Source organism: Nitrosomonas sp. HPC101, from assembly GCF_009833125.1.
GTDB lineage: Bacteria > Pseudomonadota > Gammaproteobacteria > Burkholderiales > Nitrosomonadaceae > Nitrosomonas.
Window position 1 is genome coordinate 18,323 of the sequence record NZ_QRCC01000018.1, and the last position, 20,716, is coordinate 39,038.

Genomic DNA, 20,716 nt, shown 5'->3' on the forward strand with positions numbered 1-20,716 from the left:
TATCCTGGGGGTGAGTTTGTTTTAATTGAATATTTTGGAAGCTTTCCTTCCGGCAACCACTCAAGACTGAATTGAGTTTTCGAACTCCATGATGGGGGAGATGACGAGGCACGTTCGCAGAGCGGAATCGATGCCGCATCGCACCTGCCGCAAAACGCGTTTAAAACAACAGGAGTGATGGACTCATGCAATTATTTTCGCCCGCTGCGTAGAATGGAGATCAGCAGCCAGATGCTGCCGATGCTCGCACCGACGAAGCCAATGAGCCCAAAGAGCGGCAATCCGAGCAGGGTGGGGCCACCGGGCACGGTCATGACGATGGAGGATCCAATAATCAGTGCGGCAACGATGATCCCGACAACCAGTCGATTGGCAGCTGAGTCAAGTTGGTCGCCAACCCGCTTTAAATGGATGACATCGACGTGAATCTCCAAAGGGCTGCGACGCGCTGCCCGAAGCAGCCGGGAAATGTCCTGAGGCAATCCACCCAACAATGAAAACAGTTCGCTGGCGGTACGCCTGCCTCGTCTGAATACGGCAGCCGGTTTGTACCGCTCGTGCATCATGTGTTCGAGCAAGGGCAGCGTCTGGGTAGCCATGTCGAATTCGGGATCCAGCTCGCGTCCCAACCCTTCCAGTGTGATGAACGCCTTTATTAATAACACCAGATCAGCCGGAAGAATGATGTGGTAGCGACGCGGTATCACCATCAGATCTGACAAGATCTCGCCTATTCGCAGTTGCTTCAAGGGCACACCGTGGTACTGATCAACGAATGCCTCTATCTCAGATATCAGTTCCTGTTCGTTGACCGTGTCATCGCTGGTCCATTCGAGCACGACATTGACCACAGCTTGTGCGTCGTATTTGACCAGGCCCAGAAGCAGGCGGATCAACTGATCGCGCCGTTCTTCGCCAAGCCGACCGACCATGCCGAAATCAATGAATGAAATACGATTGCCCGGCAAGTAAAAAATGTTGCCTGGGTGAGGGTCGGCATGAAAAAGACCATCCTCTATGATCATTTTCAACACCGCTTGCGCGCCGCGCCGCGCAAGTATTTGGCGATCCAGTCCAGCTTCGTCAACCACCTCCAGTTTGCGGGCCGGAATACCTTGGATCAGCTGCTGCACGCATACGCGTTCGCTCGTCCATTGCCAATAAATGCGGGGAATGACAATGATGGGTGGCTCGGGAGCATTTCGCGCTGCGTCATCGGCCGGTGACCAGGCGCCCCCTGGTGTCTTGTCAACAGCCGACGCCGTCGGAACGTAGTCTGCATCGGTATATCTCTTGAAATTGTCAGCAATGCGCTCAGCATTGCGGCTTTCGTTGGTGAAATCGAGCTCTCTGCGCAGTGACAGCGAGAGCTGGCGCACGATGGTCGTGGGGTGCAGAGCGCGCCATTCCGGACTTTCAGCTTCGGCGGCCGCTGCAAGCCGTGACAGCCAGTGCAGGTCAGCATCGATGACTCGGCGAATGCCGGGGCGACGTACCTTGACCACGACTTCGTCTCCGTCGGTGAGACGCGCCCGGTACACCTGCGCAATGGATGCCGCCGCCATGGGTGTGGTGTCAAAACTCGCAAAAACTTCGTCGGGTGGCGCACCCAGATCCTCGATCATTTGCGGCAGGACGTCTTCCCAGGGCACGGGTGGCGCATTGTTCTGCAGCTTGCCGAATTCGGCAATCCAATCGGGCTCAAGCAAATCGACACGCGTGGCAAGTACCTGACCCAGCTTGACGAATGTGGGGCCCATATCCTCGAATGCACGTCGCACGCGTTCGGGCGGAGTCATATGAGCAAGATCGCGGGCCTCGCTCCAATGCAAGACCTTGCCAGCATGCTCTAGTGTGTTGGCAAGGCCAAGGCGGCGCACCAGGTCGCCAAATCCATACCGGATCAGGACGGAAGCGATCTCATGCAATCGCCCCACGTCGCGCATGGCTTTCAATGTCTGCCATAACATCTGCTTTGCTTCCTTCTAACGTCGAACGATGTGCACCGCATCGAGTCCACAGATCGCGGCGTTTGGATAAGTCAGATTTGTTGCTTACGCAGAGTCGAAGCCGGTATTATCAGCATCCAGCCCTGGGAAATAAGGTCGATGGAAAGTAGCAGATCCAGTATCCAGACACTGTTATCCGGCCACCCAGCTGCAATCAACAAACCTATCAACACGGAAACCAAGCCCGATAACGCGAGCCAGTCGCCGCCAGGTTGCCTATGGTTCTGAAACTACACTCCCAGGCGAAACGCATTGGATCCGATTAGCGTGGCGCCCAGTAACAAGGTCAGGACAGCAGCGCCGGTCATTGGGTTGTAGAACGCCAGCAAACCCGCTGCCATGTATAGGAAAAATAAACGCTCTTTTTCATAAGAACCGAATGTATCGGGAAAGGGGTTTGGTTGTCAATCTGACCGGAAAGTCATCTGGAATTCGCAAAAATTTATCTGTGATCAGCAGCAAAAAGTATTGGTTTTGCCTCCTTCTTACCCTTCACGCAAAAACACCCAAGGGGACGTCAGTGCATTCAGGAAATACACTGAAAAGATGGGCCTGGTTTCTCAGACAGACCCGAAAGGATCAAAGATTTGTGCAGGTGAACGTGGCTGCGCTCAAGAAGACAAGCTGAGATGGTTAGGAATTTTAGTGATTGCCGCTCTTTCCAGAAGGGCAGCGATGATTCTCAGGGTTCCACCGCAATGCGGGCAGCGTTCAATATCGAACCTGTTTTAGCAAACGTGCCCGGCTGATACGCACTAAGGCTGGGGAACTAATGCGGCCAACCGTGCATGAATTCCAATGGTGACAAAACGATGTGGGTCGTCCCATCCGGATAAGGTATTTTTAGCGTCAACACCACTTGCCCATGCTGGTTGCATGCCAGGCGTTCATTGGCGATCGTGGGTCACGTGATATAGCGACACAAATGTTCCAGTTTACTGTGTTGATTCGTAGCGCAACGCACCTCAGCATGCAGGAAAATAGAGGACAGATCACAGTTTTCTCCTGTTTTTTCCTCATACATGTTTTGTACGATCGCAGATCATCCTGTGATCGCATCAATAAATTGCTGCCTTGGAATGCACAGCTGTAAGCTTCTACGGCCTGAGGTGGGCCCATTTACGTAAAGCGACGTAAAAAACAGGGGTGAGGAATAAGCCAAACAAGGTCACGCCAAGCATGCCGGCAAAGACAGTGATCCCTGTTGCGTAGCGTACCTCGCTCCCTGCACCGGCGCTGAGTACGAGGGGAATAGAGCCGGCGATGAAGGCGATCGAGGTCATGATGATCGGACGGAGTCGGAGACGGCAGGCTTCCAGTGCAGCTTCGATGGTGCTCTTGCCCTGGATTTCCAGCTCCCGTGCGAACTCAACGATCAGGATAGCATTCTTGCATGCCAGGCCCATCAATACGACCAGCCCCACCTGGACGAATATGTTGTTGTCGCCACCCGCGAGCCAGATGCCGAAAAGCGCGGCACACATGCATACTGGTACGATCAGGATGACCGCCAGAGGCAGCGTCCAGCTCTCGTAGAGAGCAGCCAGCACCAGGAAGACCAGCATGATTGATAACGGAAAGACGATAATCGCTGCGTTGCCTTGCGTCACCTGCTGATAGCTGAGGTCAGTCCATTCCAGTGTAATACCGCGGGGCAGTACCTCCGCAGCAATTTCTGACAGTTTGGTGATGGCCTGTCCCGAGGAAAGCACGCGAGGATCCGCATCTCCGATCAGGTCGGCGGCGGGGTAACCGTTATAACGAATGACCGGATCCGGGCCGAAGGTATGTTGAATCGTCATCATCGACCCCAGCGGAACCATCTCTCCTTCGATATTGCGAGTGTATAGATTACCGATGTCTTCAGTCCTCTGGCGAAAGGCTGAATCCGCCTGGGCCATCACTCGGTAGACCCGGCCAAATAAATTGAAATCGTTGATATAGATCGAGCCAAGATAGATTTGCAGGGTACTGAAGAGATCTGTCAAAAATACCCCCTGGGCGATGGCTTTGACTCGGTCTACCTTGACCTCGAGCTGCGGGATGTTAGCCTGATACGAGCTGACAGGAAAGGTCATGCCTGGCGTTTGCGCAATCGCATTCTGGAACCGGGTCGTTGCGCTTTGCAGTGCGCCATATCCCAAGCCACCACGATCGACCAGATAGAGCGAATAGCCCGATCCGTTGCCCAGTCCTTGAATAGGCGGCGGCAGTAAGGCATAGGCCTGACCGTCTTTGATTTCTGCCAGCCGGGCATTCAGTTCGGTGGTGATGGATTCCGCAGAACGCTGGCGTTGGTCGAAAGGTTTAAGGATGATGTAGGACGTGGTCTGGTTAGGTGTGTTGACGGATTGCAGGGCATTCATGCCGACATAGCTTTCGGTCATTTCCACGCCTTCGATCGTGCTGGCAATTCTGTTCAATTGACGGGTAACTGCATCCGTGCGGGCAAGCGAAGCGCCCTCCGGCAATTTGGCGCCTGCGAAGAGGTAGAGTTTATCCTGATTCGGAATAAAGCCAGTTGGCACGATATGGAACAGCACGATCGTCGCGAGCAACAGGCCTATATAAACGGCGAATACAATACCGCGACGGCTCAGCGCTCGGGCTACCGCATTCTGATATCCGTGGGAGCTGCGGAGAAACTGCCGGTTGAACGGGCGGAACAGCCACCCCAGCATGCGCTCAAGCAGTCGTGTGAATGCATCCTTCGGTGCATCGTGTCGTTTGAGCAGTTTTGCCGCCAGTGCCGGTGATAAGGTGAGCGAATTGATTGCGGAAATGACGGTTGAGATGGCGATAGTAACAGCAAACTGTTTGTAGAATTCTCCGGTGACGCCGCTCAGGAATGCCATCGGCACGAATACGGCGCACAGCACGAGCGCGATGGCAATGATCGGACCGGAGACTTCTTGCATGGCCTGATGTGCCGCTGCAAGCGGGCTCAGACCTTCTTCGATATTACGCTCAACATTCTCCACGACGACAATGGCATCATCGACAACGATTCCGACTGCCAGAACCAGCCCAAATAACGTCAGCGTATTGATGGAGTATCCGAGCAGATAGAGCCACGCAAATGTCCCGACAATCGAGACTGGCACCGCAAGCAGTGGGATGATCGATGCGCGCCAGGTCTGCAGAAAGAGAATGACTACCAGTACGACCAGGATGATTGCTTCGATCAGGGTTTGGCCCACTGCCCGAATGGAATCCCGGACAAATACAGTGGGATCCCACACGATTCGATGCGTGACGCCGGCGGGAAAATTTTCTGAAAGTTCTTCAAATTTGGCATAAACAGCGCGGGCCACTGCCAGCGAATTCGCATTGGGGGTGAGAAAAATGCCTGCACTGGCGCTGTTATCTTCGTTGATCATGGCGTGCAGTGTGTAATCACTGGAACCGAGCTCGACACGTCCTACGTCTGACAAGCGGACCAGCTGACCATCGTCATCACTTTTCAGTATGATATTGCCAAACTCCTGTTCGCTGCGAAGCCGTCCCCGCACATTGATCGGAATGAGGAAATCTGAACTGCTGGGCGATGGCTCGGCACCCAACTGGCCTGCGGATACCTGAACATTCTGCTCGCGAACGGCATTGACTACATCACTGGCTGTAATCCCACGTATGGCGAGCTCATGCGGATTCAGCCACAGGCGCATCGCATAGTCGCCTTCCCCGTACAATCCGACATTGCCCACCCCCGGCAGGCGTGAAAGCTGATCCTTGATATTCAAGGTCAGGTAATTGCGCAGATAAACACCATCATAGCGGTTGTCGGGTGAAAACAGACTCACAAACATGAGTGGAGTAGGAGACTGCTTCTGTGTGGTGACGCCGTACTGACGTACATCAGCGGGTAGACGGGACAAGGCCTGGGCGACGCGATTCTGGACACGGACAGCCGCGATATCAGGATCGATGCCGGGCATAAAGGTAACGGTCACTTGCAGGCTTCCGTCGGAGCCTGCAACGGATTTCATATACATAATACCTTCGACGGCATTGATTGCTTCTTCCAGCGGAACCGCAATGGAATCCGCGATCTCTTTGGGATTGGCGCCGTGATACATGGCACGTACCACCACGCTGGGCGGCACCACTTCCGGATATTCACCTGCAGGCAGAAGCGGAATAGAGATCAATCCTGTCGCGAAGATAATGATTGAAAGAACGATGGCAAATATCGGACGATCAATGAAAAATTTGGAAAAATCCATGACCGTTCCTTTATTCTGCTGCTGTTGCAGGCATGGTGAAAGGAATGGCCGTTGGTGTATCCATACTGACGTACTGCGGTGTGACGGTCGTCCCGTCCTGAAAGATTTTTTGTGCGCCGATGATGATGACTTTGTCTGCTGTATCGAGGCCGGACTGCACGATGCGGAGACCATCGATCTGACGGCCCAGTGTGATGTCCTTGCGGAATGCCTTGTTACCCTCCCCCAATACATAGACATACTTACGGTCCTGATCGGTCAGAATGGCTTTTTCATCGATCAGGAATGCATGCTGTTCACCACTGCCTTGCAGCTGTACCCGGGCGTGAAGGCCGGGTGTCAGTATGCGATCCGTATTCGCTACGACGGCGCGGACACGAATTGTCCCGGTTGCGGGATTGAGTTGGTTGTCGAAGAAATCCACAGTTCCATGGTGTGGAAAGCCCTGGTCATTGGCCAGGCGGATGCGGACCGGATAAATATTGCGCTGGTGATCGTTCCTGCGGGCGAATTCCTGGTAGCGCAGGAAGCTGTGTTCATCGCAGTCGAAATACACGTACATCGGGTCCTGTGAGACCAGCGTTGTCAGGATGGACTGGTCCGCCTGGGCAAGATTGCCTGTAGTCAAGAGCGCCCGACCCGCACGGCCTGCAATCGGTGCGCGTACCTCGGTGAAGCTGAGATCAAGTTTGGCAGTGGCGACAGCAGCTTCCCCTGCGCGAACATCGGCAGTGGTTTGGTTCAACACTGCTTTTCTGCTGTTGAATTCTTCGCGCGACATGGCCTGCGCTGCGAACAGTGCCTGTGCGTGTTCAGTCTTGCTTCGGGCAAGATTCACCGCTGCGCGCGCATGTTCGAGCTGTGCCTGTGCACTATGAAGTGCATTGCGGTAGGGGCGGGGATCGATGACAAAGAGAAGATCACCAGGTTTGACCTCGCTCCCCTCCTGATAAGCAACCCGATTGATATACCCGCTGACACGAGGGCGCAACTCTACTGTCGGGACCGCACGGACACGACCATTGAATTCGTCCCATGCCTGCACGGAACGCGACAACACGTTTGCAACCGTAACATCGGGAGGCGGCGGCTCGGCCGGCGCATCGGACCCGGCACTACATCCAACGATAAATGCGCACAGCGCAGCAAGAATGATGTACATGCATGACCATTGTATGGTGAAGTTGCTCATATCAATCACGAAAAATTATCAGAAAGATTGCGACAGAGTATCTCGGCTTACCGCCTGTTCCAGCGTTGCAATTGACCGGTCAGTATGATCGCCGACTGATTTCTTTCACAACAGGCTCTCGCCACACAGGCCGACTGTAAGCAATATTGAATCGTTGCGGGAATGAACTGAGGAGGCGATTGGTCAAAGTAAAACGGTTTGATTTTTAGGTGTTGCAGGTTTCTGATGATACCGTTGTTCTGCTCAACGGGGACTACCGAACCACAAAAGAGTTTATCGGATTTATCGGGGAGCTGGAATTGAATCTGCGTATTAAACCCAAAAAACGCCTGGTGCGCGCGGCGTGATCCCTTAGGAACGGCAGCCGATATCAATCAAGTTTAGTCGATGGGTTTTATACACGATCAGTCGGCTGATGGCTGTGGCATCCGGCTCTTTAATGTGGTTGATGACTTTAATCGTGAGGCTCTGGGAGTTGAGGTAGATTTCTCGTCACCCGCTGAACGTATAACGTGGGCGCTAGGGAAGATCATCGAATGGCGGGGCAAACCAGCAGTCTACGTTGTGATAACGATCCGAAATATATCGATTTAATCGTACTCAACCTGGTTCTGGACTTACAATAATGAACGACCCAACATGGTCCTGGCTGGCATCACCCCCCAAGCAGAAATTAGCCCGTTGTTTTTTAACGGACTCTACTGCTGAAAATGGGGGGATTACCATGTAAAGTGTCGACTTGTGTATTATTTCAACTCTTCAACAGCAAGCCGATGATACCGGTGCGCGAGCTCAAATGGTACTCGACGGATAACATTCATAGCGCGATCAGTTGTGAGCTTGTCGGGTGCATAGATTATAAGAAAGGAACCGCCTTCTTTTGCTGTTTCCAAATGCATTTGAACAGCCTCATCAGCCCAGCCTAAGCGTGAAATAAAGCTCTCATTTTTTTGAGGTTGTCCGCTGCAGCTTCTGTCACTTCTTTGCACGAGAATAAAGCGCAGTCCTCAGGCTCATATCCCCCTGTTTCCAAGTCTTTTTGTACCTGAAGAGCATCTTTATTATTCTTAAACCCAACAACCAGATAACCAACGGGATAAAAAAGGCCAAAGCTTGTGGGATATTGTGGCTTCTCGTTTGTCATAACAGCTCCTATTTATCTTTTTATATATAGTCAGGTTCTATTTCTTGTGGTCTGCACAAGCCCTCGCTCACGTGAGGAAACTAAGCGCAAATCTCGGCCATCATATCATATGTCTGTACTTTCTTATGAAGGTACCCGACGGTCGATTCATACTTTCGTGCTAGATAATATAGTCATAAGATATTTGCCCGGGGAGCAATATATTTGATTTGTATGGCGGGTGGTTGAAAACCATAATTCTGGCAGAGGTTCCTTAGTATAATTCAGCAATGAAATTCGATATTGTAGTGATTGGAGGGGGGTTGGTAGGCGTGAGTCTGTTGGCCGCCTTGAAAGATAGCGGGCTGAAGCTGGCGCTGATTGAGTCGCGATCACTTGCGTCTTTGCCGACCGATGACAGTTGGGATAGACGGGTATATGCAATTAGTCCGGGCAGTGTGGAATTTTTGCAATCCTGTGGTGCCTGGCAGCGGATGGATACGATGCGTGTGACGCCTGTCCACGAAATGCGGGTATATGGTGATGATGGTGCGGCCCGGATCGATTTCAGCGCATATGAAAGTGGTGTGCCGGAGCTCGCTTGCATCACCGAGAATCGTCAGCTTCAACATGCTGTATGGGGAGCATCGGCGGAGGCAGGAAATGTGCAGATATTTTGCCCTGTGCGGCATGTATCGCTTGCCTGGCATGAATCTCACGTTGAGCTAACCTTGTCGGACGGCACGGTTTTGCAGACAGCGTTGCTGATCGGAGCAGATGGTGCCAATTCCCGCGTGCGTGAACAGGCAGGTATTGCGGTTGATCGCCATAGCTATCATCAAACCGGGGTTGTCGCCAATTTTGAGGTGGAACGATTTCATCATCATGTTGCATATCAGTGGTTTCATCGTGATGGTATTCTTGCGCTACTGCCGTTGCCGGGAAAACGGGTTTCCATGGTCTGGTCGGCAAATACGGCGCTTGCTGACGAGCTGCTCACTTTATCGCCTGAGATGTTATGTGAACGAGTCACCCGGATGGCGGAACATGCATTGGGGAGGATGCGGCTTATTACGCCGCAACTTGGATTTCCGCTGAATTTCATACAGGCCAAATCACTTGTCCAACCAAGATTGGTTTTGATCGGCGATGCGGCACATGGCATTCATCCACTGGCAGGCCAGGGAGTGAATCTGGGGTTGCGTGATGCTCGTGAGCTGGCCAACCTCCTTTTGCAGTTTGAGGGGGTAGGAGATAGTGGTGAATTTTCCTTGCTACGCTGTTATGAGCGTAATCGCAAGGAGGATATTCTTGCCATGCAATGGGTGACAGATGGGCTGCAAAAACTGTTTGGCAGCGAGGATGCAGCTATTATACGTATCAGAAATCTGGGGCTGGGGATTACCAATCGCTTCCCGCTTCTGAAAAACAGATTGATGCGTCATGCGCTGAGCTAAGGAGCGCTGGTATTACCGGAATTTACACTGGAGAAATGGTATGCGGTTGTTTTTGTGTTTATTTGGTTTGTTGGGGATATTATTTACCGGGCTTGTTCAAGCGAATGAGGCTGCTTTGAAAGAGACTATTCAGGCACTTTTCCCAGAGAGCAAAATAGAAAGCCTGACGCGAACGCCTTACTTGGGATTGTATGAAGCTGTGATCGACGGTGAAATTTTTTATACGGACGAGAAGGCTGAGTATTTTTTCATGGGGCATATCGTGGATGCCGGGAAACGGGTAAGCCTGACCAATGAGCGCATGCAGCAGCTCCGGGATTCACGGCGGGTTTCAATTGATACCTTGCCGTTGGAATACGCGATGAAAACAGTCAAGGGCAATGGAAAGCGGACACTGATTGTGTATTCCGATCCAAATTGTCCTTATTGTAAAAGACTGGAGAAGGAGCTGGTCAATATAACGGATATTACTATCCATACTCTGCTTTATCCTGTTCTTAACGGTTCTATGGCAACAGCTGAAGCTATCTGGTGCTCTGAAGACCAGGTCAAGGCGTGGGATGACTTCATGCTGAAATCAATCGTTCCTGCCAGCAAGAATTGTGATACACCGTTACAGATGCTGCTGGAATCTGGCCGCCAAAATAGAGTAACCGGCACGCCAACCCTGATTTTTGCAGACGGTTCAGTGGTGCCAGGTTTTATCCCGCAATCTGAAATCGAAAAACGGTTAGATCAGGCGGAAAGTGGCAATAATAAATAATCTGATTTGCTTGCTTTTTTGTAGTGTCTTTCTGTATTACTCTTGATATTGTTTCGGAAGCAGAACCCACATCTGTGCTTGCTGTTTCATCTTGCCAGCCTGGGTTTTAGCTTCCGGGCTGTGTCCCCAGAAAAAGTCGGCACGCACACCGCCCTTGATAGCACTGCCTGTATCCTGAGCAATCATTAACCGGTTGAGTGGCTGGGTTGTGTTAGGCCAGGTGGTGGCAAGATAAACCGGAGCACCCAGAGGCACACTGTCCGGGTCGATGGCCAGGCTTCTACCCGCCGTTAAAGGGACGCCCAATGCACCGATCGGTCCGGAAAGATCGGTGGGTAATTCGCGAAAGAAAATGTAACGTGCGTTTTGCTGAAGCAGAGGCTTTAATTTATCGGGATTTTGTCGGCCCCATTGTTTGATGGATTGCATGGACACCTGCCAGGCGGGCAGCTCACCCCGCTCGATTAATATTTTTCCAATAGAGCGGTAGGGATAACCGTTGTGATCAGCATAGCCGATTTTTACGGTTTCACCATTCTCCAGAACGATCCGGCCGGATCCTTGTATCTGGAGAAAGAACAGCTCAACTTCATCATCCACCCATAGTAGTTCTTTCCCTTTCAGAAGATTGCGGTTGCTCTCGATCTCAGCACGGGTGTAATAAGGAATGATCTTGCGTCCCTGCAGGCGTCCACGCAACGATGGCTGGCCTGCGCTGGATTGTGTTTCTTTGAGTTCGATCGTCAGCAGGTTATCGGGTGCAGAATAAATCGGGTAGCGGAAACGGTTGGTGTGTTTCCGGCTGCCTTTGAGCAGCGGTTCATAATAGCCGGTTGCCAGCCCCGTCGTGGTGCCGTCTGGATTGATCACCTGGTAAGGTGCGAAGTGATTTTCAAGAAAATGTCTGATAGCGCGTTCATTGGCAGGGCGGAGAGTGGCGGCTTGTGCGCATACTTCCTGCCAGGATGGGTGCCGTTCAAGCGATTTGCAGCTTTGTATGAAAGTATTCCATGCGGGAACCAGGTTTTCATGCTGCCAACCTGGCAGCATCGACCAGCTGGCAGCCTTGAGTGATTCCTTTTCTACTCCGGTTTCCATATCCTGGACAGATTGTGCCGGTTGTGAGTCAGTGGAAACAGCAGCTGTCTTTGGGGGTGTTGGAGATGTTGAAGATCTGGTGGATGTTGTTTCGGTTTTGCAGCCGGTTAATCCGAATGGAATCAAGATCAACAGGACAACGAATTGGGTTTTGAGCAGATTTCGGTTAAAGTATCTGTTTTGTAAAAACATTTTTTCAGGAAAGAATATGTGGATTTTAGCACTTGAAGCGATTTTGGCATTGAGTCTGTTCATTTTTCTTGTCTGGTGGACGCTCCCTCGTAAAAAAAACAAGCAGCTGGAGCAGCTGGATAATCAGAACGAAAAAAAGTAAATTATGCTTCATTCGTTGTTTGAGGGCTGCCGTTTGCTTTTGTTCTGTCGCATTATTAATGCTCTGGTCATACCGGATTCTCCATATCCATAAAATGGTGTGCAATGCCAAATTTCTGCGCAATGTGATCACCAAGGGCTTGAATTCCATATCGTTCGGTAGCGTGGTGCCCTGCTGAGATAAAGGCTGTCCCGGATTCTCTGGCTGTATGGACATTCTGTTCGGAAATTTCACCGGTAATAAACGCATCTGCACCCAATTGGATGGCATCCTCGAAATATTCCTGAGCGGCTCCGGTACACCAGGCAACGCGCTGGACAGGTTTAAGTGGATCGCCGATTATGAGTGGTTTGCGGCCAAGTACTAAGCTTAGTAAGTTATTCAGTTCGTCAAGGCTGATGGGTTTTTGGAAATGGCCATAAGCGGCGATATTCTGTTCACCGAAACAACCTTCTTGCTCTATTCCCAGTTTTTTTCCGAGCAAGGTATTATTGCCTAGTTGATCATGGGCATCCAGCGGTAGGTGGTAAGCATAAAGATTGATATCGTGCTTGATGAGCGTGGCGATACGATGGCGCTTGATGCCGCGCAAACAGGCATCTTCTCCGCGCCAGAAGTAGCCATGATGCACGATGATGGCATCTGCATGCAGATCCAGCGCAGCCTGTATCAAAGCTTGGGAAGCGGTTACGCCACTGACCAGCGTTTGAATCGAAGTCCGCCCTTCCACCTGTAATCCGTTGGGGCAGTAATCACGGAATTGCTGAGTATTCAGTAGATCATTCAGGTAATTTTCCAGTATATTTTGGTGCATAATACTTTTCTGTTCATTTGGAATGTAGGATTTTCCATGCAAAAACTCTGGCTGATTTTCACACAAACGATCACTATTCTTCTCGCTGTTTTTTTTGTTGTTTCAACCTTACGTCCAGAGTTACTGCCGTGGACTCCGCGTGGCAAGCTGGCAACCATTCGTGAAGCAGTCAGAGTCGATGATGGAAAAACACTGGCTGTCGGCGGTTTTCATACAGCGGCAGAAGTGGCCATGCCCTCTGTGGTGAACATATTTACCAGCAAGGAAGTAAGGGTGCCTTCGCATCCGTTTATGGATGATCCTGTCTTCCAGCAGTTTTTCGGCAATCGTTTCAGCCCGAGAACCGAGCGTACCTCCAGTCTGGGGTCAGGTGTAATCGTTAGTCCGGAAGGCTATATTCTCACGAACCATCATGTGGTGGAAGCGGCTAATGAGATCCAGGTGGCCTTGATGGATGGAAGAAAAGCTGAAGCACACCTGATTGGTTCTGATCCTGAGAGTGACCTGGCGGTTTTGAAAATTGATCTGGACAAACTTCCCAGTATTACTTTCGGTGATTCTGAGAAAGCCAGAGTGGGGGATATCGTGCTGGCAATCGGTAATCCATTCGGTGTGGGACAAACCATGACGATGGGCATTATCGGTGCTCTGGGACGTTCCCAGGTAGGGCTCAGCACATTCGAAAATTTTATTCAGACGGATGCGGCAATCAATCCTGGTAATTCTGGGGGTGCGCTGACTGATACTTCCGGCAATCTGATCGGGATCAATACTGCGATCTATTCGCGTTCCGGCGGCTCACTCGGGATCGGGTTTGCCATTCCGGTGGATGCAGCGAAACAGATCATGCAGCAGATTATCGAAACAGGCAGTGTTACGCGCGGTTGGCTTGGTGTGAGTATGCAGGATATAACACCGGAGCTGGCAGAATCGTTGAAGCTGAAGAAGACCAATGGAGCTCTGATTGCGGGCGTACTTAAAAACGGTCCGGCTGATGAGGCTGGAATCAAACCAGGGGATATTCTGGCAGCGGTGAATGGCAAGTCTGTCTTTAGTGCTTCCGAAATGTTGAATATAGTGGCATCTCTGCCTCCGAGTAAAGCGGCAGTATTAACCATTATCCGCAATGGAGAAGAGCTGGATATCCAGGTGCAGATCGGCAAGCGTCCAGGTTGATCTATACTTGGAACCTCTGAAGTCCTCCATGAGCTGCATTGCAGGAAAAATCATGCTGATCGCAAGAAACGCGACGAAGATCGTAGCTATTCTACGATGCCGAGGAGCGCGATATAGCGAGCGCATGATTTTTCCGCAACCCTTTAAGGCACTGGTTTTGCAGATGAACCGCAGTGTTGAGTTCGTTGTGAAGGCAGCTATTCACCGCTTCACTCGCCTTGCATTTCATTCGCAAAACACAGTGTGCAGCCATGTGGGATTTAATCAGAGATCCACTAGGTGAATATCAAGTTTGTCACGAGACTGCCTGTCGTATTGTTCCGATGGGTTGATCTTAATTTTCTGGCGCTTGGCAGAGAAATGCGGCTTTCATATCTGCCGCCCCTGATGGTTTATCTGGCGGCTGGTATTTCGAGCCTCACAGGAATTGTTGGTACTTTCTACGTTAAAGAAAGACTAGGGCTGTCAGCAGAATTTCTGGCAGCGCTTGGCTTCTGGATGACACTGCCGTGGGCATTGAAAATGCCACTGGGCCATCTGGTGGATCTGATGTGGCGCTGGAAGAGCTTGCTGGTCTATCTGGGAGCAGGACTGATTGCAATCAGTCTTTTCATCATGATCGGATTGCTTGGCTATACTGATGCAATGCGTGAGCTTGCTCCGTTGGCGCAATGGTATGTCCTGGCTGCCTTGCTTGCGCCAGTGGGTTATGTGCTGCAGGATGTAGTGGCTGATGCCATGACCGTGGAGGCAGTGCCACGCGTTAATTCGGATGGACGTTCAATCGAACTTGATGAACGCAAACGGATGCACATTACGATGCAGACGCTGGGGCGAGTTGCTATTATTGGCGGAGGTATCCTGGTTGCGGTTGCGAACGTTGTGCTGATGAAGGATGTCGCGAATCTTTCTGAAGCGGGCAAAGGGGAGGCCTATTTGCTGATATACCAGCTTGCTCTGGTGATTCCCTTCGTTTCGGTGTGCGGAATCTGGTTGGCAGGCTGGTTGAGGTGGCGTGAAATAAAACATTTCACGAGACAGGGATTGGATCGTAGTCAGATCGAGACACTGTTGGGAGTACATATTGACGTACCGCCTGTCAATTGGTGGATATTGGGTGGCGGCCTGGTTTTTACGGTTGTTTCCCTGGGCGTCGGGCTTGTGCAGATTTCCGGTGCTGAAGAAATTGTTTTTGGTCTATCAATGGTGATCGTGCTGTTTCTGATCTGGCAGTTGACTGCCGAGCTGGAAAGCGAGGCGCGTAATGTTCTGGTAGGAACTGCCTTACTGGTATTTGTATTTCGGGCCATCCCTACACCAGGTGCAGGTTCGACGTGGTGGATGATTGATGAATTGGGGTTTGATCAGCAATTCTTGGCAACACTCTCCTTGATCGGCTCTGTACTGACACTTGCCGGCATGTTTATTTTTCGCCGTTTTATGGCAGAACGATCAATGGCGTATGTCATCGGTGCGCTAACTGTTGCCGGTACCATTTTGTCGCTGCCGATTATTTCCATGTATTTTGGTCTGCATGTATGGACTGCGGCACATACGGGAGGTGTCGTTGACGCACGCTTTATCGCGGTGATTGATACAGCCCTGGAATCGCCGCTGGGCCAGATTGCCATGATTCCGATGCTGGCGTGGATTGCCAATTCAGCTCCCGAGAAACTCAAGGCGACTTTTTTTGCTGTCATGGCCTCATTCACTAACCTTGCTTTGTCTGCTTCGCAACTGACAACCAAATATATCAATCAGGTTTTTACAGTGACTCGCGAGGTCAGAGACACGGATACCGGCGAAATATTGATTCCAGCGGATTACAGTGAATTGGGTGCTCTTTTGATTATAGTGACGATTTTGGGGTTTGTATTGCCCATGCTGGCTATAGTGGCGATCAGGTATTCCCGTCTGCGCAGTGCCTGATCTGCCTGCTTGTCTGAAGAATGCGGGATAGTATGAGTGATGAGCGAATGTGTGGGGTGGGTATATTAATCCGGTTTATTTTTGCAGGAGATAGTTGATGTACCAGAAGATTCTTGTGCCGCTTGATGGTAGCTTAACGTCTAACCTGGCTTTGCAGGAGGCAATCAAATTGGCAAAGCAGATGAATGCTCGTCTTGAGCTTGTGCACGTTTATGAAGATGCGATCTATCTGGTAGATGAAAATTATTTCAATTACGAGGAATTACAGAAAACAATCCACAGCTGTGGAGAGAAGGTGCTTGTCAGTGCTGCAGAGACCGTCAGAGCATCTGGTATTCCGGTTGAAACCAGATTAATACCATCAAACAATGAACGGATTGCCACTATTTTGATGGAGGAAGCAAAACGCTGGCAGGCAGAGCTGATTGTGATCGGGACGCATGGTCATTCAGGTTTCAGCCGATTGCTGCTTGGTAGTGTGGCCGAAGGGGTTGTCCGGATAGCTGCTATTCCCATATTATTGATTCGTGATCCTGAGGGTTGAAAAAATACGGATCGGGATGCTTCGGAAAATCGTTGTGAACAAATAATCACTGTACTGAGGGCTACGCTTTTTCAAAGCATCAACGGATCAATATCCAGATGCCAGCGTAATTTTTTGCGAGGTGGTAATGCAGCGATACGTTGGCACCAGTCACCTAAAAATATTTGCAAACGCGTGCGTGAGGAAGCCTGGACCAACAGTTGAGCGCGTTCCAGTCCTTTGAGTCGAGTCATGTGGGCGGGGACGGGATCGAAAAGCTGCGTGTGAGTATATTCCTTAGAGGTAGTAGCGATTTTCGCCGTCTGATGTAAAAATTCCAGCGCGTCTGCAAGCAGAGGAGCTTCTGCACGTAATACTGCCAGGTAGACAAAAGGCGGAAAACCGGCTGATTGCCGTTCTTTCAACTGTATTTGCGCGTATGCTGCATAATCCTGTCGTATTAATGTCTGGTACAGTGGGTGCTGTGGAAATTCAGTTTGTATCAGGACAGTACCGGGAATATGGGCGCGACCAGCGCGTCCTGCTACTTGTATCAATTGTGAAAAAAGATGTTCTTCAGCACGAAAATCGGTGCTGTAGAGAGATGAATCGGCATTGAGTACACATACCAGAGCTAGGTTGGGAAAATCATGTCCCTTCGCAAGTAATTGAGTGCCAACCAGAATATCTACTTTTCCCTGATGGATTGTGTCAAGCATGGTTTGCCAGGCAGCTTTATGGCGAATGCTGTCGCGGTCAACACGTAAAATACGTGCTTTTGGAAATTGCCTGGCGAGTGCTGATTCGATTCGTTGTGTGCCGTGGCCGCATGGGAGGATATCCGGATCCCCACATTGCGGGCATGCAGGCATTATCGGTTGCTGATCGCCACAATAGTGGCAGCGTAGTTGCCGTTCGCGTAAATGAACAACCAGACGGCTGGAGCAGCGTTTACAGGTGGCGATCCAGCGACAGGATTTGCAGAGCAGTACCGGAGAATAGCCGCGCCGATTAATGAATACCAGGCTTTGCTGTTTTTGTTCAAGCGATCGATTCAGCGCATCAAGTATGGGATCCGATAATCCTTCGTGTACTGGAGTTGTCCGCGTATCAATACAATGAATGGCTGGTAGTACAGCCTGGCTGATCGCGCGCGTGTGCAGTTGCAGCAGCCGATAACGGCTGATACCAGCCTGGTGATAACTTTCCAGAGAAGGCGTGGCTGAACCTAGAATAACAGGTATGTTAGCCTGCCTGGCGCGATAAACGGCCAGATCGCGCGCGGAATAGCGCAATCCGTCCTGCTGCTTGAAAGAATGATCCTGTTCTTCATCAACAATAATCAGACCCGGCTTGAGCATAGGGGTAAAGATTGCCAGACGAGTACCCAGAATAATTCCAGCCTTCCCATTATGTGCTTGCAGCCAGCCTTGCAGACGTTCGCTGTTATTCAGTCCGCTGTGCAGGCTGACGAGTATTGTGCCGGGAAACCGTTTACGGAAAGTGGTTTCCAGCTGAGGAGTGAGATTGATTTCCGGTATCAGAATCAGAATTTGTTTTTGCTGCGCCAATAAGGAGGCTGCCACCTGTAGGTAAACTTCCGTTTTGCCACTGCCGGTGATGCCATGGAGAAGCCAGGGAGTAAATGTACCTGTTCTGTCAAGTATTTCAGATATGGCATGTGCCTGTTCTGCAGTTGGTACGGGGGCAGATGCCGTATTGAATGAAGATTCTTTCAGTGAAACCGTGCGTTGTTCAATCCATCCCTGATCCTTAAATTCGCGCAACAACTTGCGGGAATGAGGTGAAATCGTCTTGTAAGTTTCAGCTGTGATGGTTCCGTTTTCCAACAGTAGAGAAAATATTTGACGTTTAGACTTGGATCTGGAGGGTATGTCGGGAAGCGTAATTGCCCTGCCTGCATCGGTTAATGTCCATTCCTGAATCGGTCTCGGTAGCCTGTCAGGGGTATACCCGGATTTTCGCAGTAAAGCAGGTAAGGCGCTCATGACGACCTGTCCGATCGGGTAATGATAGTAACGACTGCAGAATTTAAATAATTCGAGTAACGGCGGGGGTAGAGGGGGAATTTCTCGATCAATCAGGCCGGCAGTTTTTAGTTTTTCGCTTGGAACAAGCGAGGAATCACTAATAGACAGGATGATGCCAGCAAGTTTCCGGTTGCCGAAGGGAACACGTACGTACCGGCCGATGTCGGCCGGACTTACGTCCGGGGCAAGGTAATCAAACAGTCGATCAACCGGGACGTCAAGCGCAACATGAATGACCGCCATACCGGAAATATCCGGAATCAAGTTTCCGGAAGAATAGGGTGATCAGGTGTTATTTTTCCGGAATTTTTCATCTACTCGCGATCAGTGAGAAATACGGTGCAATGTAATGGCTGCCAATCCTTCACCGGAAAGGGTTGCATTTTGTGTATCTGTATCTATTTTGAAGGTAATCGGTTTGCCAACGTATCCTGACAGACCGGAACAACCAGTTGTATTGTAGGTAAAGCTTGATAACTTGAGTGTGCTGCTGCTTGCATCAAAGGAATAGGTGGCAAGTTCAACACCTGGCTTCGCACATTCAGACTGAGCTGTACCGCCAGCTGGATCAATCAGCATGTAGCGGTTGTTAGGGAAGAACAGAAAAACAGGCGATTTGATTACGTCTTTGTTTGCTGCCCAGGCACCGACGATGCCTTGTGTGTTATCCATTTTCCGGTAACGGGTTTCCTGAACAGTAGTCTCGGCAACTTCATCATCAGAACTGAGTTCGAGCGGTTTTGTAATGTGAAACAGTTCGTCAAACAAACCAGGCTGTTCTCTTTCACGCTGCACGATAACAATATCAGAGATAATCAGCTCGTCTCCGTTAGTATAAATGCGCCAGTTGGGTCGTGTATGGGATAGTCCTGACTGAATGTTAGTATCCACTTCGGGCATGCTCGCGAGCTTAAAACCACGTTCGTCGTAATCAACTGCCTTGGTAGTGCCATACTCTATTCCGGCAGTAAAGACTAGTCTGCTGCCGCAGGCACGGTTTGCATCACATGAGTCATCCGGTGTGACTACTCCGTTTAAATATTCCCCGCTGCCATCATTTGAAAAGCGGAAAAATCTTATACTGTCATCGTCTTCGTTTATCCAGAGATAATTGCTCAACAGGTTGACTGCTTGCGATAAAAAATGAGTATTGGCTTCATCGGCTGTTTTTATACTGCCGGGAATGTCGGCTGCTTCCCGTGCGGTAGTCAGTGCCGGGGATGTAGTAAAAACACCCGGATCTACGGTCAGATCAAGTGAAGGATCCAGTGCTGCAGCTGCTGCCTGAGGTATGGAAATGCCATTCCCGGGATTGTTGTCAGTGTCAAGTGACTGAAACAGGATCAGTAAATTCAGCAATTTGTTCTGGTCACCAGCCGCCAGATCAATTGGAGTGGTGAGCCCTTTTCCGGCAATCTTGCCAAGATTCAGTTTGCCAATGCTGAATTCAATATTGTCACCATGCGTGTATTTATAGAGGCCGGTTGTATCGGTAATACCCGCTGCACCTGACGAGGCGGAATAAGATACGCCTTCTACTGCTGAATCAGCCAGTATTCCTGTGGTAGGCCCTTGGGAAAGTACGACTGTTTTTTTGTTTGTTGTTGCTGCCTGCTCGTTGTCACAGGCGGCCAGACCTAATAAAAACATGCTCGCGAAGAGTAACTGAATCGTTGTTTGTTTGTTATCCGTTTTCATTGTATTTGAGGTTTTACGAGTTAGATCATTTGTTGCATGGCAAGCACGTTGTTGTTAGTTATGTTTATAACAAGAACAAGAGGCACCATGCGGAATGGCTTTAATAACCCTGGCGATTGTAAATCTTATATTGTTTTTGATTATAGTCTATGAATAAAGCAACGTGGTTTAAAATCTCTGGCCAGCTGGTTTGTGGTGTTATTTTGAGTGCTGTGATGCCTGTAACAGGGTGTTTTGTCCAGTTTGAATGATTTTTCTTGATTTTGTGGAAAAAGATCATATTCGCTGCTAAGGTACCCGGTTCTGTTGCGGCCAACTTGATT

The 20,716-nt window shown here is 50.3% G+C and carries 15 protein-coding genes and 1 pseudogene; 7 read left to right on the forward strand and 9 right to left on the reverse strand.

Going from position 1 to position 20,716, the window contains the following annotated elements; all coding sequences use genetic code 11:
• Nucleotides 1-191 precede the first annotated feature (191 nt).
• The 3 genes from ABO04_RS11400 to ABO04_RS11410 form a co-directional block, all read right to left on the reverse strand.
• Nucleotides 192-1,970 (reverse strand): AarF/UbiB family protein, encoded by a 1,779-nt coding sequence (locus ABO04_RS11400; RefSeq protein WP_160810801.1) that lies wholly within the window; start codon nucleotides 1,968-1,970, stop codon nucleotides 192-194.
• 1,136 nt (nucleotides 1,971-3,106) lie between these two features.
• Nucleotides 3,107-6,235, reverse strand: a complete 3,129-nt coding sequence (locus ABO04_RS11405; protein ID WP_160810802.1) for a multidrug efflux RND transporter permease subunit — start codon at nucleotides 6,233-6,235, stop codon at nucleotides 3,107-3,109.
• 10 nt (nucleotides 6,236-6,245) lie between these two features.
• Nucleotides 6,246-7,427, reverse strand: coding sequence for an efflux RND transporter periplasmic adaptor subunit (locus ABO04_RS11410; protein ID WP_160810803.1), 1,182 nt, complete (start codon nucleotides 7,425-7,427; stop codon nucleotides 6,246-6,248).
• Nucleotides 7,428-7,686: 259 nt separating this feature from the next.
• Between ABO04_RS11410 and ABO04_RS12170 the strand changes: the two are divergent.
• Nucleotides 7,687-8,135 (forward strand): annotated as a pseudogene (locus ABO04_RS12170) (IS3 family transposase); the annotation flags it as partial.
• A 214-nt stretch (nucleotides 8,136-8,349) separates the two neighbouring features.
• On the opposite strand, the gene ABO04_RS11960 reads toward ABO04_RS12170, so the two are convergent.
• Nucleotides 8,350-8,571 (reverse strand): hypothetical protein, encoded by a 222-nt coding sequence (locus ABO04_RS11960; RefSeq protein WP_205012795.1) that lies wholly within the window; start codon nucleotides 8,569-8,571, stop codon nucleotides 8,350-8,352.
• 269 nt (nucleotides 8,572-8,840) lie between these two features.
• On the opposite strand from ABO04_RS11960, the gene ABO04_RS11425 reads away from it, so the two are divergent.
• Together ABO04_RS11425 and ABO04_RS11430 are read left to right on the forward strand one after the other, a co-directional pair.
• Nucleotides 8,841-10,007, forward strand: coding sequence for a UbiH/UbiF family hydroxylase (locus ABO04_RS11425; RefSeq protein WP_160810805.1), 1,167 nt, complete (start codon nucleotides 8,841-8,843; stop codon nucleotides 10,005-10,007).
• A gap of 40 nt (nucleotides 10,008-10,047) precedes the next feature.
• On the forward strand, nucleotides 10,048-10,770 hold the full coding sequence (locus ABO04_RS11430) for a DsbC family protein (RefSeq protein ID WP_160810806.1): 723 nt from the start codon (nucleotides 10,048-10,050) through the stop codon (nucleotides 10,768-10,770).
• Nucleotides 10,771-10,806: 36 nt separating this feature from the next.
• Here the strand turns inward: ABO04_RS11430 and ABO04_RS11435 are convergent, their stop codons facing one another.
• Nucleotides 10,807-11,868, reverse strand: a complete 1,062-nt coding sequence (locus tag ABO04_RS11435) for a murein transglycosylase A (protein ID WP_240141539.1) — start codon at nucleotides 11,866-11,868, stop codon at nucleotides 10,807-10,809.
• A 31-nt stretch (nucleotides 11,869-11,899) separates the two neighbouring features.
• Between ABO04_RS11435 and ABO04_RS12175 the strand changes: the two genes are divergently transcribed.
• Nucleotides 11,900-12,202 carry a hypothetical protein gene (locus tag ABO04_RS12175; protein WP_164504353.1) on the forward strand — a complete coding sequence of 101 codons (303 nt, stop codon included), beginning with the start codon at nucleotides 11,900-11,902 and terminating at the stop codon, nucleotides 12,200-12,202.
• Nucleotides 12,203-12,269: 67 nt separating this feature from the next.
• Here ABO04_RS12175 and ABO04_RS11440 read toward each other — a convergent pair whose 3' ends face one another.
• Nucleotides 12,270-13,016, reverse strand: a complete 747-nt coding sequence (locus tag ABO04_RS11440; protein WP_160810807.1) for a Nif3-like dinuclear metal center hexameric protein — start codon at nucleotides 13,014-13,016, stop codon at nucleotides 12,270-12,272.
• A 36-nt stretch (nucleotides 13,017-13,052) separates the two neighbouring features.
• Between ABO04_RS11440 and ABO04_RS11445 the strand changes: the two genes are divergently transcribed.
• From ABO04_RS11445 to ABO04_RS11455, 3 genes are all read left to right on the forward strand, one after another.
• Complete coding sequence (locus ABO04_RS11445) at nucleotides 13,053-14,192, forward strand: Do family serine endopeptidase (RefSeq protein WP_160810808.1); 1,140 nt, start codon at nucleotides 13,053-13,055, stop codon at nucleotides 14,190-14,192.
• A 279-nt stretch (nucleotides 14,193-14,471) separates the two neighbouring features.
• On the forward strand, nucleotides 14,472-16,121 hold the full coding sequence (locus ABO04_RS11450) for a hypothetical protein (protein ID WP_345853581.1): 1,650 nt from the start codon (nucleotides 14,472-14,474) through the stop codon (nucleotides 16,119-16,121).
• A gap of 97 nt (nucleotides 16,122-16,218) precedes the next feature.
• A complete protein-coding gene (locus tag ABO04_RS11455; RefSeq protein WP_160810809.1) occupies nucleotides 16,219-16,665 on the forward strand; it encodes a universal stress protein in 447 nt (148 codons plus the stop codon).
• A gap of 71 nt (nucleotides 16,666-16,736) precedes the next feature.
• Here ABO04_RS11455 and ABO04_RS11460 read toward each other — a convergent pair whose 3' ends face one another.
• The 3 genes from ABO04_RS11460 to ABO04_RS11470 all read right to left on the reverse strand — a co-directional run bounded on the left by ABO04_RS11460 (nucleotide 16,737) and on the right by ABO04_RS11470 (nucleotide 20,709).
• Nucleotides 16,737-18,938, reverse strand: coding sequence for a primosomal protein N' (locus tag ABO04_RS11460; protein WP_160810810.1), 2,202 nt, complete (start codon nucleotides 18,936-18,938; stop codon nucleotides 16,737-16,739).
• Between the two features lie 81 nt (nucleotides 18,939-19,019).
• Nucleotides 19,020-20,393, reverse strand: a complete 1,374-nt coding sequence (locus ABO04_RS11465) for an adhesin (RefSeq protein WP_160810811.1) — start codon at nucleotides 20,391-20,393, stop codon at nucleotides 19,020-19,022.
• Nucleotides 20,394-20,493: 100 nt separating this feature from the next.
• Nucleotides 20,494-20,709 carry a hypothetical protein gene (locus ABO04_RS11470; protein ID WP_160810812.1) on the reverse strand — a complete coding sequence of 72 codons (216 nt, stop codon included), beginning with the start codon at nucleotides 20,707-20,709 and terminating at the stop codon, nucleotides 20,494-20,496.
• Between the last annotated feature and the right edge of the window lie 7 nt (nucleotides 20,710-20,716).